General features: G+C 67.0%; 12 protein-coding genes and 3 tRNA genes. 1 reads left to right on the top strand and 14 read right to left on the bottom strand.

The features are described from left to right. Positions 1 to 41: 41 nt before the first annotated feature. The 13 genes from B5F73_RS01100 to B5F73_RS01040 form a co-directional block, all read right to left on the bottom strand. Positions 42 to 128: transfer RNA gene (locus tag B5F73_RS01100), tRNA-Leu, on the bottom strand. Positions 129 to 240: 112 nt separating this feature from the next. Then, complete coding sequence (locus B5F73_RS01095) at positions 241 to 558, bottom strand: YbjQ family protein (protein WP_087225131.1); 318 nt, start codon at positions 556 to 558, stop codon at positions 241 to 243. Positions 559 to 569: 11 nt separating this feature from the next. After that, positions 570 to 1,586 carry a HAMP domain-containing sensor histidine kinase gene (locus B5F73_RS01090; protein ID WP_239379768.1) on the bottom strand — a complete coding sequence of 339 codons (1,017 nt, stop codon included), beginning with the start codon at positions 1,584 to 1,586 and terminating at the stop codon, positions 570 to 572. Then, positions 1,586 to 2,407: a hypothetical protein gene (locus tag B5F73_RS01085; protein WP_087225128.1), complete on the bottom strand. Its 822-nt coding sequence runs from the start codon at positions 2,405 to 2,407 to the stop codon at positions 1,586 to 1,588. Before B5F73_RS01085 ends, B5F73_RS01090 begins: the two co-directional genes overlap by 1 nt. Further along, a complete protein-coding gene (locus B5F73_RS01080) occupies positions 2,404 to 3,204 on the bottom strand; it encodes a hypothetical protein (RefSeq protein WP_087225125.1) in 801 nt (266 codons plus the stop codon). The genes B5F73_RS01085 and B5F73_RS01080 overlap by 4 nt, the downstream gene beginning before the upstream one ends. Next, positions 3,201 to 4,130 (bottom strand): ABC transporter ATP-binding protein, encoded by a 930-nt coding sequence (locus B5F73_RS01075; protein WP_087225122.1) that lies wholly within the window; start codon positions 4,128 to 4,130, stop codon positions 3,201 to 3,203. Before B5F73_RS01075 ends, B5F73_RS01080 begins: the two co-directional genes overlap by 4 nt. A 119-nt stretch (positions 4,131 to 4,249) precedes the next feature. Continuing rightward, positions 4,250 to 4,936 carry a response regulator transcription factor gene (locus B5F73_RS01070; protein ID WP_239379753.1) on the bottom strand — a complete coding sequence of 229 codons (687 nt, stop codon included), beginning with the start codon at positions 4,934 to 4,936 and terminating at the stop codon, positions 4,250 to 4,252. Between the two features lie 39 nt (positions 4,937 to 4,975). Next, positions 4,976 to 5,818, bottom strand: a complete 843-nt coding sequence (locus B5F73_RS01065) for a PHP domain-containing protein (RefSeq protein ID WP_087225117.1) — start codon at positions 5,816 to 5,818, stop codon at positions 4,976 to 4,978. 422 nt (positions 5,819 to 6,240) lie between these two features. Next, positions 6,241 to 9,450 (bottom strand): carbamoyl-phosphate synthase large subunit, encoded by a 3,210-nt coding sequence (carB, locus tag B5F73_RS01060; RefSeq protein ID WP_087225114.1) that lies wholly within the window; start codon positions 9,448 to 9,450, stop codon positions 6,241 to 6,243. Continuing rightward, complete coding sequence (gene carA / locus B5F73_RS01055; protein WP_087225111.1) at positions 9,451 to 10,719, bottom strand: glutamine-hydrolyzing carbamoyl-phosphate synthase small subunit; 1,269 nt, start codon at positions 10,717 to 10,719, stop codon at positions 9,451 to 9,453. A gap of 392 nt (positions 10,720 to 11,111) precedes the next feature. After that, on the bottom strand, positions 11,112 to 12,467 hold the full coding sequence (gene gdhA, locus B5F73_RS01050) for an NADP-specific glutamate dehydrogenase (RefSeq protein WP_087225108.1): 1,356 nt from the start codon (positions 12,465 to 12,467) through the stop codon (positions 11,112 to 11,114). Between the two features lie 208 nt (positions 12,468 to 12,675). Then, positions 12,676 to 12,749 (bottom strand) — tRNA-Gly (locus tag B5F73_RS01045). Between the two features lie 6 nt (positions 12,750 to 12,755). Further along, positions 12,756 to 12,832, bottom strand: a tRNA-Pro gene (locus tag B5F73_RS01040). A gap of 84 nt (positions 12,833 to 12,916) precedes the next feature. On the opposite strand from B5F73_RS01040, the gene B5F73_RS01035 reads away from it, so the two are divergent. Further along, positions 12,917 to 13,846 carry a diacylglycerol kinase family protein gene (locus B5F73_RS01035; protein WP_087225105.1) on the top strand — a complete coding sequence of 310 codons (930 nt, stop codon included), beginning with the start codon at positions 12,917 to 12,919 and terminating at the stop codon, positions 13,844 to 13,846. 199 nt (positions 13,847 to 14,045) lie between these two features. Here B5F73_RS01035 and ptsP read toward each other — a convergent pair whose 3' ends face one another. Continuing rightward, complete coding sequence (gene ptsP, locus B5F73_RS01030) at positions 14,046 to 15,749, bottom strand: phosphoenolpyruvate--protein phosphotransferase (protein ID WP_087225102.1); 1,704 nt, start codon at positions 15,747 to 15,749, stop codon at positions 14,046 to 14,048. Between the last annotated feature and the right edge of the window lie 46 nt (positions 15,750 to 15,795).

Here is a 15,795-nt window from a genome sequence, read left to right as displayed (position 1 = left end):
CCAGTGTCTCTGATGGCGGGGCCCCGCCACTTCCTTCTCGCTGGTGCGGGCGAAAGGACTCGAACCTTCACGGGGTCTCCCCCACTGGAACCTAAATCCAGCGTGTCTACCAGTTCCACCACGCCCGCAGTTCGCACAGCCTTATGAGTGTACCAAACTTCTAAAGGATACCCTCATCACGTTGAATAATTCACGCTAGCGAGAAGGACCTGAACAACGTTGGCCATCCCCTGAACGCCGTCACGCGCGACGCAGGCGGACCGCGGTGCCGGAGCAGCAGGTCATGATCATGCCCTCGAAGGTCTCATAGCCGATGGAGGCGCCCACGACGGCATCCGCGCCGAGAGCCTCCGCTCGCTGCTGCATCTCGGCGAGCACCTCGTTTCTCGCCTGCTGGAGCTCCTCCTCGTAGCCGGCCGAGCGACCGCCGAAGACGTTTCTAATCCCCGCGCCGAGGTCGCGGAACATGTTGATGCCGCTCACGGCCTCGCCGGTGACGATGCCGAGATAGTCCGTGATCTGGTGTCCCTCGACGGAGTTCGTGGTGGTGACGATCATGAGCTCTCCCTTCAGACTGCGCTCACAACGAGCGTGACAACGAGCATGTTGCCCTCGAGGCGCGCGGCGAGGGTCATGCCCTGTGCCTCGGCGAGCTTGGCAGCAACGGACAGGCCAAGACCGGACCCCGCCGTTGAGCGCGAGGAGTCCGCCTGATAGAAGCGTTCGAAGAGGCGGTCGGGGTCAAGGGTATCCGATCCTGCCACGGAGTTGGCGAACTCTACGGCGAGACGGTCCTTCTCGCCCGTCCGCCGCGCGCGCACCGAAAGCGGACCGGAGCCATGGCGCAGCGCATTGGTAACGAGGTTCTCGACGATGCGCGAGAGCGCCTCCCCATCGGCCTCGACGAGAACTTCGTCGCAGGTCAGGGTCGGCTCCCAGCCACGTTCCTCGAACTCGGGGTAGTGCCCGACAAGAACCTGCTCCAGCAGAGGCCGCAGGGCAATGGGGCCAAGCTCGAGCGGGGTGTCGGGATCGGCGGCTCGGGCATACGAGAAGAGCTCGTCGAGCAGCCCCGACATCGCCGAGAGGCGAGCGTCGGCCGCGGCGAGCTGGGCGTCCTTGCGCGCCGGGTCCTCTTCCTCTCGCGCCAGCTGCAGATAGCCGCGTGCGCCGGTGAGCGGCGTCCGCACGTCATGGCTGAGCGCGGAAAGACCACGCGAGAACTCGTCTGCGGCGCGCAGGGCCTCCACGCGCTCCGCTTCGGCAGCAGCAAGCTCGGCGTTCACGGCGTCGACCACACCCACCATGCCCGGCAGACGGCTGCCGCAGGTGAGCCGCGCGTTGCTCGCACGGTCGCGGGCGGTCAGAAAGCGCGCCTGGCGACCCAGCTCGGTTGCATAGCAGGCGATGACGAAGAGCCCTCCCAGGGCAAGGCCGAGCACGAGCACAGCCGCGAGCATGAGCGCATCCGCCATGTGAAACCCCTCCACGATCCCGACCAGCCACTCCATCCTAGAGCTTGCGAGCAACCAGTCTACGAGCGGCTCCAGCCAGCGGTAGAGCTGCTCGAGGAACACGTCATGCATCACGCGAGGTCACGCCTCGTGCCAACAAGGGTGCCGAGACCGACGCACGCGAGGCAGAGCGGGACGCAGACGATGAGCGCTCGGACAGCCGGGGCAAAGCCGGTGGCGTCGACGGCCAGCATGTCCGCGGCACCGTTGCCAACAGCGGCGATGGTGACGTAGGGCATCCAGGCAATGGCGGCCTCGAGCGCCGGGGCCCACCCCAGGCCGAACGCGTCGCTCACAAGCAGGAGGAAGCTGAAGAACCCCTGTTCCACGGCACCCGAGAGCAGCAGGAACGCGACAATAAGGGCAATTGCCCGGTGGCGCGTGAGCTGCCCAACAAGCAGCACAAGAAGCGCGTAGACGCACGCCGCGAGCCAGCCCTCCCCCGCCCAGGCAACAAACTGCCAGAACGGCTCTACGTTGGTCACGGCGCGCATGGTCACAAGGACCCCGATACCGCTGAACGCCAGGTAGGCAAGCAGGATGATACCCGAGAGGAGCACCGTGAGCAGGTACTTCTCGGCAAAGTACGCAACGCGGCCTCGCAGGGACGCAAGCAGCGTGCGATCAAAGCCGCCATCGGAGTCTGCGCAGGAAAGGTGCGCGGCCACGAAGGGGGCGATCGTGCTCACGAGCACGATGGAGCTCCCGCGCCCGGCGAGGCGCAGGGCGCCTGCGCGCCCGGTGAGGCCGTCGTAGACGATGCCAGGCTCGAGCGGCCACCAGATCGTGAGGACGGCGCTGCCCAGGGTGGCAAGCGCGACGAGGGCGAGCACGACCCATGGCCAGCGCGAGCGGGCCGTGCGGTAGAGATCGGACTTGAGCAGCTCCATCATGCGACATCCCTCCTCGAGACGAGCAGCGCGTCGGCGGCGGTGACGGCAACGGTGAGCGGCAGGCAGACGACGAGTGCGCGAACGGCGGCGGACAGATGCTCGGCATTGTCCGTCGAGAGCAGCGCGGCGGCTCCCTGACCGACGATGCCGGCAATCTGAGACGGCAGCCACGGAGCAACGGCAGAGGAGAAATCCAGGAAATGGCCGCCGGCAAGGTAGCAGAGAGCATCGATACCTATGACGATGCCGCCCTCGAGCAGGCCTCCAGAGCTGAGCACCGCGAACCCGATGGTCACGCCCTCGCTGCGTGTGAGGTGGGCCACGAGCACCGTGAGCGCGACGTAGGGCGCGGCGCAGAGCCACATACAGCCGAGCCAGGCCGCAACCTGCCACGCGGGCTCGGGATTTGCCACCGGAACCCCGGAGACCAGCAGGGCGAGAAGCCCCACCACAAACGTGAACACGATCAAGACGGCAGCCAGCGCCAACGAGAAGACGCACTTCTCGGCAAACCACACCGTGCGGCCGCGCTCGCAGAAAGACGAGAGAATCGAGCGGGAAAACCCTATGTCAGTTCGGTCGCAGCACACAATGCACGCCATGGCCGCGGCAAGCATCTGAACGCCCGTCATGGCGAGCGCTGAGCTGGTGAGGTCGTCGTAGAAGACGGGTCCCATGCTGGTCCAGCGCATCATGAGAGCTGGCGCGAACAGGAGAAACGTCACAATGGCAACCACGCCCCAGATCCAGCGGGAGTGCAGGACGCGATAGGCATCCGAACGGAGCAGGGCGATCATCGGGCGCCCCCGTCCTTCTCGCCAGCCCCCATGAGCTCGACGAAGTACTCCTCGATGTCGCGCTCCTGCTGGGTGAGCTCACGAACCTCGACGCCGGTGGAGAAGCACGCCGCGCTCACTTCCTCAAGCGCGACGCCCGTGACCACGAGCGCGCCGTCGGGCTCCGCGCGGAAGGCCGCCCGCGGGAGCGCCTGCTCGAGCAGGGCGAGGCCGCGCTCTGGCTGCGCGAGACGCACGCGTACCGAGCTGCCGCAGCGCTCGTGGAGTTCCTCGTCGGTGAACTCGGCCGTGAGACGCCCGTCCGAGATGACGCCAAAGCGCGTGGCCACACGGTCGAGCTGGTCGAGCACGTGGGAGGAGATCATGATCGTGACGCCGTGCTCGTGGTTGAGGCGAACGAGCGCGAGGCGCACGGCGCGCGTGGCCTCGGGATCGAGGCCGTTGAACGGCTCGTCCAGGAGCAGCAGGTCAGGGCTGCCCAGGAGCGCGAGCGCCAGGCCCAGGCGCTGCTTCATGCCGAGCGAGTAGGCCTTCACGCGACGGTGGTCGGTCGGGTCGAGGCCCACGAGGCCGAGCAGGTCGTCCGCAACCTGCCCCGCGTGCGTCATGCCGAGCGCGAGCGCCTTGGCGACGAGGTTGTCGCGCGCGGTGAGGCTGGCGAGCACGCCTGGGCTCTCGATGAGCGCGCCAATGCGGGAGAAGCCCTGCGGAGTCGCGCCACCGTTCTGGGGGTCGCCGAAGAGGACGGCCTCGCCCGCCGTGGGGCGCGCCAGGCCGCAGATCATCTTCATCGTGGTCGACTTGCCGGATCCGTTCTTGCCCACAAAGCCGTAGATGTCGCCGGCGGCGACGGTCATGTCCAGGTTGTCCACGGCCAGCTTGCGACGGTAGCGCTTGGTGAGGCCGTGCGTCTCGATGACGTTCACGCTCGCTCCTTTCTAGAGGCTGCCTCCCAGTCTGGCAGGCAGACCTTTAGAAACCGTGAGCCAAATCTAAAGAATCCTTGAGGGTACGCGGTGAGACAAAGGGGACGGGGTCGTTTGTCTCACGCGAGCTTGAAGCCCATTCCCCAGACGGTCCTGAGGTAGTCGTCTGTGCCGGTTGCACGCAGCTTGGAGCGGATGTTGGAGACGTGCACGGCCACCGTGGAGTCGTCGCCCGCAAAGGGCTCGCCCCATGCCAGCTCGAAGAGCTCCGCCTTCGAGAACACCTTGTTTGGCCGCCTCACGAGCGCCTCGAGGATGTTGAACTCGATCTTGGTGAGCGGGACCTCCGTCGATGGATCGACGGTGAGCGTGCGGGCCTCCGGGTCGAGGGTCCAGCGACGATGACGGAGGGTTCCCGAGGGGGTCGCCGCGACCGCGCCGCGATGGCGCAGCTGCACGGCAACGCGCGCCGCCAGCTCGTCGAGGTCGAAGGGCTTCACGAGATAGTCATCGGCACCCAGGTCGAGCAGACCGATCTTGTCGGCCGCCGTCGCGCGGGCGGAGATCACCACGACGGGCGTCGCCGCGTCGCGGGAGCGGATGAGGCCCACGAGCTCCTCGCCCGTCGCACCCGGCAGCATGAGGTCGCAGACGACGACATCGAACCCGGCGTCCTTCTCGCCCAGGAGGAGGCGCGCCTCGGAGCCGGAGAACGCCTGCGTCACCGCGTGGCCGTCGCGTGCAAGACGCGTCGCCACGACGTCGTTGATCGCCGCGTCGTCCTCTATCACCAGCACACGTGCCATGCTCTTCTCCATGGAATGCGAAAGGCTGTCCGCCCCATACTAGCGCAGCGGCATGGGCTCCCAGCCGCCATCCGCACGCGGGACCTCGACGACGCGGTACCCGACGTCCCAGGCGTGGGCGTATGCGGCAGTGACGCCGTACGCCACGTCCTCGGGGCGATGCGCGTCGGAGCCCACGACGACGGGCACGCCCGCCGCGCGGAAGCGCTCGAACAGGCCGCGCGCGGGATAGTAGTCCCCCACTCCCTTGCGCAGGGCGGCCGTGGAGAGCTCGACGCGGCGACCGGTGTCGTGCGCGCAGGCGGCCATCTCGTCCCAGAGCGGCGCGAGGTCGATCGACGCCCCGAGGCCGAGCGGTCGGACGCGCTCCGGCAGGTCGGGATGGGCCATCGATTCAAAGGCGAGCGGGCTCTCGCAGGCGGCGCACCAGGCGCGCACGTAGCGGCGCCACACCTCGTCCGGTCCGAGCTCGTGCCAGATGCTCAGGTCGGAGGTGTCGTCGATCCACGCGCCGTCGTCCTTCTCGCCCAGCCAGTGGACGCTGCCGAGAAGGACCTGTGCCCCGGACGACCACCGGTGGACGTCGGCCTCGCACCCGGGATACCAGTCGGCCTCGAAGCCGTAGAGCATCTCAAGCTCGGGGTGGGCGTCGCGCGCGGCCTCGAACGCGGCGCGGTGCGCCGGCAGGTCGCTCTCGACCACCTGGGCCTCGCCCGCGGGGTCCATCGATGCGGGAAGCGTGAGGTGGTCCGTGCAGACCAGCACGGCGCACCCCGCCGCAACGGCCGCGCGGGCGTTCTCCTCGAACGTCCCCGCGCCGTCCGAGAAGCACGTATGCGTGTGGCAGTCAACGATCGAGCCGGGTTCAAGCGGTCGCGCCATGTGAGTCTCCCTCGGGCGGCGTCTCCCCGGACCATCCGGGAACGTCACCCGTCATTGTAATTCCGACCTCCCACGCGGAGAACAATCCTACTGCGGCAGAGCGCCGTCCAACGCGGCAGAGGCCCATAAACGTAGACAGATGGCTCCAGTTTTGAGACGACCTGCCACCAAAACCGACTTGTGAACAGATTTCTATCTGAGGGACATCCAACAGCAGTGCCTGCGATAACAATCCCCCAGGTAAACTCAGCTCAAAGAGTGATAACTGAGGCGACCACGGCACAAATCTGTTCACAAGTCGGTTTTGGTGGCAGGTCCTTTTGAAATCAGTCTCATTGGCGCCTGGACTGTCAAAAAAGGGCCGCCGGGCGAAAAGCCCGACGGCCCGAGACCTGAAAAAGGGCCCTGGCACCTTTGTCAGGTTACAGGTCCTGGAGGGCGTTGACGGTGAGCGGGCCCTGGCGAAGCGCCGAGATGGCCTGGACGAGCGCCACGGCGCCGGACATGGTCGTGGCCATGTCGATGCCGCGGCTCACTGCCTCGCCGCGCATCTTGAAGCCGTCACCGCGCGAGCTGTGGCCCTTGGGCGTGTTAATCAGGAAGGCGATCTCGCCGGCGGCCATCATGTCGAGGATGTTGGGCGAGCCCTCGGAGATGGGCTTCACGACCTCGCACGGGATGCCCGCGGCGCGCAGCGTCTTGGCGGTGCCGCGCGTGGCGACGAGCTCGTAGCCCAGGTTCACCAGGGAGAGCGCCACCGGCGCCACGGAGCGCTTGTCGCGGTCGCACACCGAGACGAAGACCTTGCCGGACTGCGGCACGTCGTAGTCGATGGCCTCACGCGTCTTGGCGTAGGCCTTGGGGAACGTGACGTCGAGGCCCATGACCTCGCCGGTGGACTTCATCTCGGGGCCGAGGGTGACGTCGGCGCCCGGGAAGCGGCTCCACGGCATGACGGCCTCCTTGACCGCGTAGTAGCCGCGCTCGTGCGCCTCCTCGGGGAGGCCCAGCTCGGAGATCTTCTCGCCGCTCATGATGCGCGCGGCGCACTTGGCCAGCGGCACGCCGGTGGCCTTGGACGAGAAGGGCACGGTGCGGCTCGCGCGCGGGTTGAGCTCGATCACGAAGACCTGCTCGTCGCGGACGGCGTACTGGACGTTGAGGAGGCCCTGGATGTGACAGGAGAGCGCAAGGCGGCGCGTGGTCTCGCGGACCTTGGCCACGATCTTGTCGGAGAGCGAGAAGGGCGGGAAGCAGCAGGCGGAGTCACCGGAGTGGATGCCGCACTCCTCGATGTGCTCGAGGACCGCACCCACGTAGCACTGCTCGTCGTCGCAGAGGGCGTCGACGTCGAGCTCGATGGCGTCCTCAAGGAAGGCGTCGAGGTAGACGGGGTGGTCCGGGGAGACCTTGGTGGCCTCCTCCATGTAGCTCACGAGGTCGTCGTCATCGTAGACGATGCCCATGCCGCGGCCGCCGAGCACGTAGCTCGGGCGCACCAGCAGCGGGTAGCCCACGCGGCGCGCGACGGCCTTGGCCTCGTCGAGCGTCTCGGCCGTGCTCGAGGGCGGGTAGGCGATCTCGAGGCGGTCGAGCAGGCTGGCGAAGCGGTCGCGGTCCTCGGCGAGGTCGATGGCCTCTGGCTGGGTGCCCATGATGGGCACGCCGGCGGCCTTGAGGCGCTTGGCGAGGTTGATCGGGGTCTGGCCGCCGAGGGTGACGATCACGCCCACGGGTTTCTCGACCTCGATGACGTTCATGACGTCCTCGAAGGTGAGCGGCTCGAAGTAGAGGCGGTCGGAGGTGTCGTAGTCGGTGGAGACGGTCTCGGGGTTGCAGTTGACCATGACGGTCTCGTAGCCCTTGGCCTCGAGCGCATAGGCGGCGTGGACGCAGCAGTAGTCGAACTCGATGCCCTGGCCGATGCGGTTGGGGCCGGCGGAGAGGATGACCACGCGGGGCTTCTCGGCCTCGTGAAACTCCGTCACGCCGCCCTTCTCGTAGGTCAGGTAGTGGTAGCTCGTGCGCGCCGCAAACTCGCCGGCGCAGGTGTCGACGGTCTTGACGCACGGGTGGACGCCGAGGACCTCGCGCACGGCGCGAACCGTATCCTCGCGCTGGCCGGTGAGGTGAGCGAGCTGGGCGTCCGAGAAGCCGAGCTGCTTGGCGGCCATCATGGTGTCGGCGTCGAGGCCGGCCAGGCCGCGCTCGCGGATGACGCCCTCGGCGCACACGATGTCGGCGATGCGGTTGAGGAACCAGCGGTCGATCTTGGTGAGCTCGAAGACGCGCTCGACGCCCCAGCCGCGGCGCAGGGCCTCGGCCACGTAGAGGATGCGCTCGGGCGTGGGCGTGGCGACGTGGTACTCGAAGCTCTCCTCGTCGTAGTCGTCGTTGCCGTCGGCGCCCAGGCCGGCGTGGCCCTGCTCGAGAGAGCGCATGGCCTTCTGCATGGCCTCCTCGAAGGTGGAGCCGATGGACATGACCTCGCCCACGGCCTTCATGCGCGTGGTGAGCGTGTCATCGGTGCCCTTGAACTTCTCGAAGGCGAAGCGCGGGACCTTGACCACGCAGTAGTCGATCGACGGCTCGAAGCAGGCCGGCGTCTCGCGCGTGATGTCGTTCTCGATCTCGTCGAGGGTGTAGCCCACGGAGAGCAGCGCCGCCATCTTGGCGATCGGGAAGCCGGTGGCCTTGGAGGCCAGCGCCGAGGAGCGGGAGACGCGCGGGTTCATCTCGATGACGATGACGCGGCCGTCGTCGGGGTTCACGGCAAACTGCACGTTGGAGCCGCCGCAGGCGACGCCGACGCGCTCGAGGATGGCGATCGAGTAGTCGCGCAGGCGCTGGAGCTCGAAGTCGTTGAGCGTCTGGCAGGGGGCGACGGTGATGGAGTCGCCGGTGTGGACGCCCATGGGGTCGAGGTTCTCGATGGAGCAGATGACGACGCCGTTGCCCGCGGAGTCGCGCATCACCTCCATCTCGATCTCCTTCCAGCCCTCCACGGACTGCTCGACGAGAACCTCGCTCTCGGGCGAGAGCGCGAGGCCCTGCTCGGCAATGCGCAGCAGGTCGTCATGGTCGTATGCCATGCCACCGCCGGCGCCGCCGAGGGTGAAGGCGGGGCGTATCACCACGGGGTAGCCGAGCTCGTCGGCGATCTTCTCGCACTCCTCGATCGTGTGCGCGATGCCGGACTTTGCGACCTCGAGGCCGATGTCGCGCATGGCGTTGGCGAAGAGCTCGCGGTCCTCGCCGGTCTCGATGGAGTCGACGTCGCAGCCGATGACCTCGACGCCGTACTTCTCGAGGATGCCGGCCTTGCCGAGGGCCACGGCGCAGTTGAGGCCCGTCTGGCCGCCCATGTTGGGCAGGAGGGCGTCCGGGCGCTCCTTCTCGATGACCTTGGTCACAGACTCGACGGTGATGGGCTCGATGTAGGTGCGGTCGGCCGTCTCCGGGTCGGTCATGATCGTGGCCGGGTTGGAGTTCACGAGGACGACCTCGTAGCCCTCCGAGCGCAAGGCCTTGCAGGCCTGGGTGCCGGAGTAGTCGAACTCGCAGGCCTGGCCGATGACGATGGGGCCAGAGCCGATGATAAGGATCTTCTTGATGTCGGTGCGCTTGGGCATCTAGAAGCGCCTCCCCTCGCGGACGTCGATGGCGAGGTAGTCGTCCTCGCCGCGCATGAGCTTGGCGAACGCCGAGAAGGCGTACGTGGAGTCATTGGGGCCGGGCTTGGCCTCGGGGTGGTACTGCATCGAGAAGGCGGGGATGTCCAGGAACTGGATGCCCTCGGGCGTGCCGTCGTTGAGGTTGACGTGCGTGAGGCGCACGCGACCGTACTTCTCGGTCTGGACGACGGGAGCGATGCGGGCACGAGACCAGAAGCGCAGGTCACCGTCTGCCGGATGCTCGGCCACGCCGCCGGAGAGCTCGGGCACGAGCGGACCGAAGGTCGAGAAGACCGGGCCGTAGTTGTGGTTCTGCGCGGTGATCTCCACCTTGCCGGTGAGCAGGTTCATCACGGGCTCGTTGCCGCCATGGTGGCCGTACGGGAGCTTCTCGATCTGGGCGCCGGCCGCCATGGAGATGACCTGGTTACCGAGGCAGATGCCAAAGACGGGGAGCTTGCCGAGGCACACGCGCACGGCGTCGACCACGGGCGGCACGGAGACCGGGTCACCGGGGCCGTTGGAGAAGAACACGCCGTCGGGGTTCATCTCGAGGACCTTCTCGGCCGGCGTGTCCCACGGCACGACCGTGACCTCGCAGCCGGCGGCCGAGAGACGCTTGGCGATGCCCTTCTTCTCGCCGCAGTCGTAGGCCACCACGTGCAGGCGCGGGTGGCCGTCGGCGTCCTGGCCGGGCACGACGTAGGACTCCTTCGTGGAGACGTCGGCGACGTAGTTGTGGTCGGCGATGGCTGGGGCGGCCTTGACGCGGCGAATGAGGCTCTCGGGGTCGAGGTCGGTCGTGGAGATGGCCGCGCGCATGGCGCCGCCCTCGCGGATGGTCAGCGTGAGCGCGCGGGTGTCCACGTCCTCGATGGCCACGACGCCGTTCTGCGCGAGGAAGTTCGGGAAGGACTCGACGCTCTGCCAGTTGCTCGGCGTGTAGCACATGTCGTGAACCACGAGGCCGGCCAGGTGGAGCGGGTCGCCCTGCATGTCCTTCTCGTTGATGCCGTAGTTACCGATCTGGGGATACGTGAGGGTCACGATCTGGCCGGCATAGGAGGGGTCGGAGACGATCTCCTGATAGCCGACCATCGAGGTGTTGAACACGATCTCGCCGAAGGTCTCGCCCTCGGCACCGGCGGAACGTCCGAAGAAGTACGTCCCGTCCTCGAGCGCGAGGAGCGCTCGCGGATGCTTGCCTCCATCGACCAACAGGTTCACAGCAACACCGCCCTTTCGTCGTGCGCCCAGGGGAATCCCCAGCTACAAAAAACGGAGCGACCGCCGCGGGGCGGATACTCCGAAGAAGGCAGCTGCGATTAGGTTGTGGACGCCTTTTCGGTCTCTCGTACCGTCTTAAAGGTCACAGGACAGTATAGCCGGAAACGCGTTCACCGTGTTGCGACATAACGCATCCGCACAAAATGACGTCGGACGGGACGCGCGGCCCGCACCGACACTCATGAGTGCCGGCTTCAGGGGCACCGAAGGCCGGCACCCATCGTCGGATGCCGAGACGAACCCCGCACTCCCTGCCGTAAAACGTCAACCCGGCCGGCACCCATGAGTGCCGGCCGGGCTGAGAACAGTCGATGCGCCCTTGCTCTTCTCGACTAGCAGACGCCCTGGGCCATCATGGCCTCGGCGACCTTGGTGAAGCCGGCGATGTTGGCGCCCATGACGAAGTTGCCCTCGTGGCCGTAGGCGCGAGCGGTGTCGTCCACGTTGTGGAACATGCCGCGCATGAGGCTCTCGAGCTTGCCGTCGACCTCCTCGAAGGTCCAGGAGAGGTGCTCGGCGTTCTGGCTCATCTCGAGGCCGGACACGAGCACGCCGCCGGCGTTGGCAGCCTTGCCGGGCATGAAGGCGACGCCGTTCTCCATGAGGTAGGTGGTGGCATCCGGCGTGGTGGGCATGTTCGCACCCTCGCCGACGACCTTGCAGCCGTTTGCCACGAGCGCCTGGGCGTCCTCGAGGTGCAGCGTGTTCTCGCGAGCGCAGGGCAGCGCGATGTCGCAGGGGAGCTGCCAGACGCCGCGGCCGTCGCCCTCGTGCCAGACGGCGTTCGGGCGCTCGTCGACGTACATCGCGAGGCTCACGCCCTGGTCGTGGCCGGAGCGCTTCTTGTTGTAGATGTGCTCGAGCACCTGGTAGTCGATGCCCTCCTGGTCCTCAACCCAGCCCTTGGTGTCGGAGCAGGCGATGACGGTGCCGCCGAGCTGGGCGACCTTCTGGATGGCGTAGATGGCAACGTTGCCGGAGCCGTGGACGACGACCTTCTTGCCCTCGAAGGAGTCGACGGCGCTCTTGAGGTACTCGTCGACGAAGTAGACCAGGCCGTAGCCGGTGGCCTCGGTGCGGGCGAGCGAGCCGCCGAAGGTGAGGCCCTTGCCGGTGAGAACGCCGGTCCACTCGTTCTTGAGGCGCTTGTACTGGCCGAACATGTAGGCCACCTCACGGCCGCCCACGCCCAGGTCGCCGGCGGGGACGTCGGTGTTGGGGCCGATGTGGCGGAAGAGCTCGGTCATGAAGGACTGGCAGAACGCCATGACCTCGCGGTTGGACTTGCCCTTGGGGTCGAAGTCGGAGCCGCCCTTGCCGCCGCCCATGGGCAGCGTGGTGAGCGCGTTCTTGAAGATCTGCTCGAAGCCGAGGAACTTGAGCATGCCCACGGTGACGGTGGGGTTGAAGCGCAGACCGCCCTTGTAGGGACCGATGGCGGAGTTGAACTCCACGCGGTAGCCGCGGTTGACCTGGACCTTGCCCTGGTCGTCGACCCACGGCACGCGGAACATGATCACGCGCTCGGGCTCGACTATGCGCTCGAGCAGGCTGGCCTCCTCGTACTCGGGGTGGGCGTCGAGGGCGGGCTGCAGGGTCTCGAGGACCTCCTTGGCGGCCTGGATGAACTCGGTCTGCTCGGGGTAGCGGGCCTCGAGCTCGGCGATGACCTTCTCGGAATACGTCATGTCCTTCTCCCTTCTCGGGCGGCGGGGCCGCACCAAAAGTTCCGGAAGAGAGGATACGTTGACGAAACCTGGCGGCACAAATCTGAACGAGAAGTGTAACGTCACCGAACCTCGCGCGAAATCTTCCGTACACACGAAACACGCGAGCAATCCACATGCCGTCGAATCGAAAAAGCCCGGGCTCGTGGCCCGGGCTCATCGTGTCCCATGGAGCGGGTGACGGGAATCGAACCCGCGTCATCAGCTTGGAAGGCTGAGGTTCTACCATTGAACCACACCCGCATGCGTTGGTCGGGGCGACTGGATTCGAACCAGCGACCCTCTGCTCCCAAAGCAGATGCGCTACCAAGCTGCGCCACGCCCCGGTCGCAGGGTCAAAGTATAGGTGAGCGCGGGACGCGCGGCAAGCGTAGAATGAGCTCCGAGAAGAACCTCGGGAAAGGAAGCGCATGTCGGACTCCCCTCTCGGCCGTACCCTCCTGGTCGCCAACCCTGCGGCTCACAGCGGACGCGGTGCCGAGGGCGCCGAGTTCGCCCGACGCTTCCTGGGAAGCTACTCGTCTGTGACGGATGGGTACGACGTGCGGCTCACCTCGCGCGCCAAGGAGGCCACCTCGATCGCAGCGCGCGCCGCGGGCTACGACACGCTCGTCGTGCTCGGCGGCGACGGCGTCATCCACGAGGTCGTGTGCGGCCTGATGTCGCTCCCCCGTGAACGGCGCCCGCGTCTCGCCGTCCTGCCCCTCGGGTCCGGGAACGACTACGCGAGGACGCTCGGCATGGCGAGAAACGACGTCGAGGGGGCGTTCGCGCAGATCGTCCGCGGAACCGCGCGCCCGGTCGACGTGGGACGCGTGAACGGGACCTACTTCGCCGAGACCCTCTCCTTTGGCCTTGACGCCGCGATTGCGATCGACACCACCGCGAGGCGCGCCGCCGACACCTCGCAGGAGGGCGAGGCGCTGTTCGTGACCTCCGGCCTCAAGATCCTCTCACAGGCCAAGCAGGGCTTTGCCTGCACAGCGCGCTTCGACGACGGCGAGCCGCTCGAGCTCGCGCCCCACGTCTTCGCCTTCCAGATTGGCCCGAGCTACGGCGGCGGCTTCCTCATCTGTCCCGACGCGGACCCCTCCGACGGGCTGCTCGACGTCTGCTACAACACGCGCAAGCCGTCCCTGCCGCGCCTCATGGCCCTCTTCGGTCTCGCGCGCTCGGGTCGTCACGTCCGCTCGAGCGTCATCGAGACGCTGCGCATCCGCCATGCGGAGCTCGAGTTTGACGCGGCGCCACCCTGTCAGGTGGACGGCGAGCCCCTCGAGGGCACGTCCTTCTCGATCGACCTCCTCCCCTCCGCCCTCAGCGTCATCTTCCCCAGCTGAGCCCGCCTCCCACGGTTTGGGTTCGCAAGGGGGCGTACTTTCGAGTGCGTCCATGAGGGCGAGTCGTTTACCTGCGCCTTTGCAAACAGCGCCTCTTCTCTCACGAGAACGATGAACCCAAACCTCCGAGGAAGCCCGACAGACATAAGAACGGCCCCCTCCGCAGAGGGGGCCGTCCGAAAATCGGTTGGGGCGGCGCCTAACGCGCGGCGGCCTGGAGCATGGCCTTGACCTCGGTGGCGGTCTTGAGCTTCATGACCTTCTCGGTGAGGGCGTCGGCCTCGGCCTTGGTCCACTCGGAGATGATGCGACGGGTGCGCAGGATCGACGGGGCGGCCACGGAGAACTCGCCCAGGCCGAAGGAGATGAGCACCGGGATCAGCAGCGGGTCGGCCGCGGCCTCGCCGCACATGCCGACCATGATGCCGGCCTTGTTGCCCTCCTCGATGATGCGCTTGAGCGAGCGCAGCACCGCAGGCTGGTACACGTCGTAGAGGTAGGCCACGCGGTCGTTGCCACGGTCGGCGCACATCGTGTAGCCGATCAGGTCGTTGGTGCCGATGGAGAAGAAGTCGCACTCGGCGGCCAGGTCGTCGGCGATCAGCGAGGCGGCGGGCGTCTCGATCATCGTGCCGACCTCGATGTCCTTGTTGTATGCCACGCCGCGGGCGTCAAGATCGGCCTTGCACTCCTCGACGAGCGCCTTGACCTGGCGAATCTCGTCGATGTTGGTGACGAGGGGCACCATGATCTTGATGTCGCCGAAGGCGCTCGCGCGCAGCAGGGCCGTGAGCTGGACCTTGTACTGGTCCGGGTTGTTCAGGCAGTAGCGCACCGCGCGGTAGCCCATGAAGGGGTTCTCCTCCTTGCGGAGGTTGAGGTACGGGATCTCCTTGTCGCCGCCCACGTCGAGCGTGCGGATGATGACCGGCTGGTTCTTCATGCGCAGCGCGACCTTCTGGTACGCGGCGAACTGCTCGTCCTCGCTCGGGAGCTCCTTGGCGTCCATGAACAGGAACTCGGAGCGGAAGAGGCCCACACCCTCGCAGTCGTGCTCGGCCGCGACGTTGGCGTCGTCCGGGTTGCCGATGTTGGCGACGAGAAGGACCTTCTCGCCGTCGCCGGTCACGGTCTCCTTGCCGCGGTAGGCCTCGAGCGCGAGCTTCTCCTCGGCGAACTGCTTGGCCTTGGCGCGATAGTGCGTGAGGTCGTTGTCGGCGGGGTTGACGAGCACGCGTCCGCGCGAGCCGTCGACGATGACCATGTCGCCGCTCTTGATGACCTTGGTGATGTCGGCGACGGACAGGACCGCCGGGATCTCCAGCGCGCGGGCGATGATGGCGGAGTGGGACGTGCGGCCACCGGTCTCGGTGACGATGGCGGCGACGTTGTCCTTGTCGATGTCCGCGGTCATGGACGGGGTGAGCTCGTGGACCACGACGACGGAGTTCTCGGGCAGCGTGGAGAGGTCGACGACCTCCTTGCCCAGCAGGTCGGCGAGAAGCCCGGTCTTGACGTCGGCGACGTCGGCCGCGCGCTCGCGGAAGAGCTCGTCCTCCATGTTGGAGAACATGTTGTAGTACATGTCGTAGGCCTCGGAGACGGCCTGCTCGGCGCACATGCCGGCCTCGATGGAGCCGTTGACCATCTCCTGGATGCCCTCGTCCTCGGCGAACTCGATGTGGGCGCCCATGATGGCGGCCGCCTCCTCGCCCACCGTCTCGGTCATGCGGGCGATCTGGGCGTTGGTCTGCTCGACGAACTTGGCCACGGCGGCGGCGTAGCGCTGCTTCTCGTCACCGGCGTCCTCCGGGACGTGCGGCGTGAAGCTCAGGTCGGGCTCGACGGCGACGCGAGCGACGCCGATGCCGATGCCGTCAGATGCGTTGACTCCCTCGTACATTTCGACTCCCCCAATGCCTACGGGCCGCAAGCGGCCAAAACCCTGT

This window comes from Olsenella sp. An270, assembly GCF_002159735.1.
Taxonomy (GTDB): Bacteria; Actinomycetota; Coriobacteriia; order Coriobacteriales; family Atopobiaceae; genus Thermophilibacter.
The sequence above is the reverse complement of the archived record's forward strand: the minus strand, read 5'-3'. Positions and strand labels throughout refer to the sequence as shown.

Bases quoted from the DNA above. Each gene is read 5' to 3' on its own strand.
- B5F73_RS01095 (WP_087225131.1), bottom strand. From the start codon at position 558: ATGATCGTCACCACCACGAACTCCGTCGAGGGACACCAGATCACGGAC.
- B5F73_RS01090 (WP_239379768.1), bottom strand. From the start codon at position 1,586: ATGCATGACGTGTTCCTCGAGCAGCTCTACCGCTGGCTGGAGCCGCTC.
- B5F73_RS01085 (WP_087225128.1), bottom strand. From the start codon at position 2,407: ATGATGGAGCTGCTCAAGTCCGATCTCTACCGCACGGCCCGCTCGCGC.
- B5F73_RS01080 (WP_087225125.1), bottom strand. From the start codon at position 3,204: ATGATCGCCCTGCTCCGTTCGGATGCCTATCGCGTCCTGCACTCCCGC.
- B5F73_RS01070 (WP_239379753.1), bottom strand. From the start codon at position 4,936: ATGGCACGTGTGCTGGTGATAGAGGACGACGCGGCGATCAACGACGTC.
- B5F73_RS01065 (WP_087225117.1), bottom strand. From the start codon at position 5,818: ATGGCGCGACCGCTTGAACCCGGCTCGATCGTTGACTGCCACACGCAT.
- carB (WP_087225114.1), bottom strand. From the start codon at position 9,450: ATGCCCAAGCGCACCGACATCAAGAAGATCCTTATCATCGGCTCTGGC.
- gdhA (WP_087225108.1), bottom strand. From the start codon at position 12,467: ATGACGTATTCCGAGAAGGTCATCGCCGAGCTCGAGGCCCGCTACCCC.
- B5F73_RS01035 (WP_087225105.1), top strand. From the start codon at position 12,917: ATGTCGGACTCCCCTCTCGGCCGTACCCTCCTGGTCGCCAACCCTGCG.
- ptsP (WP_087225102.1), bottom strand. From the start codon at position 15,749: ATGTACGAGGGAGTCAACGCATCTGACGGCATCGGCATCGGCGTCGCT.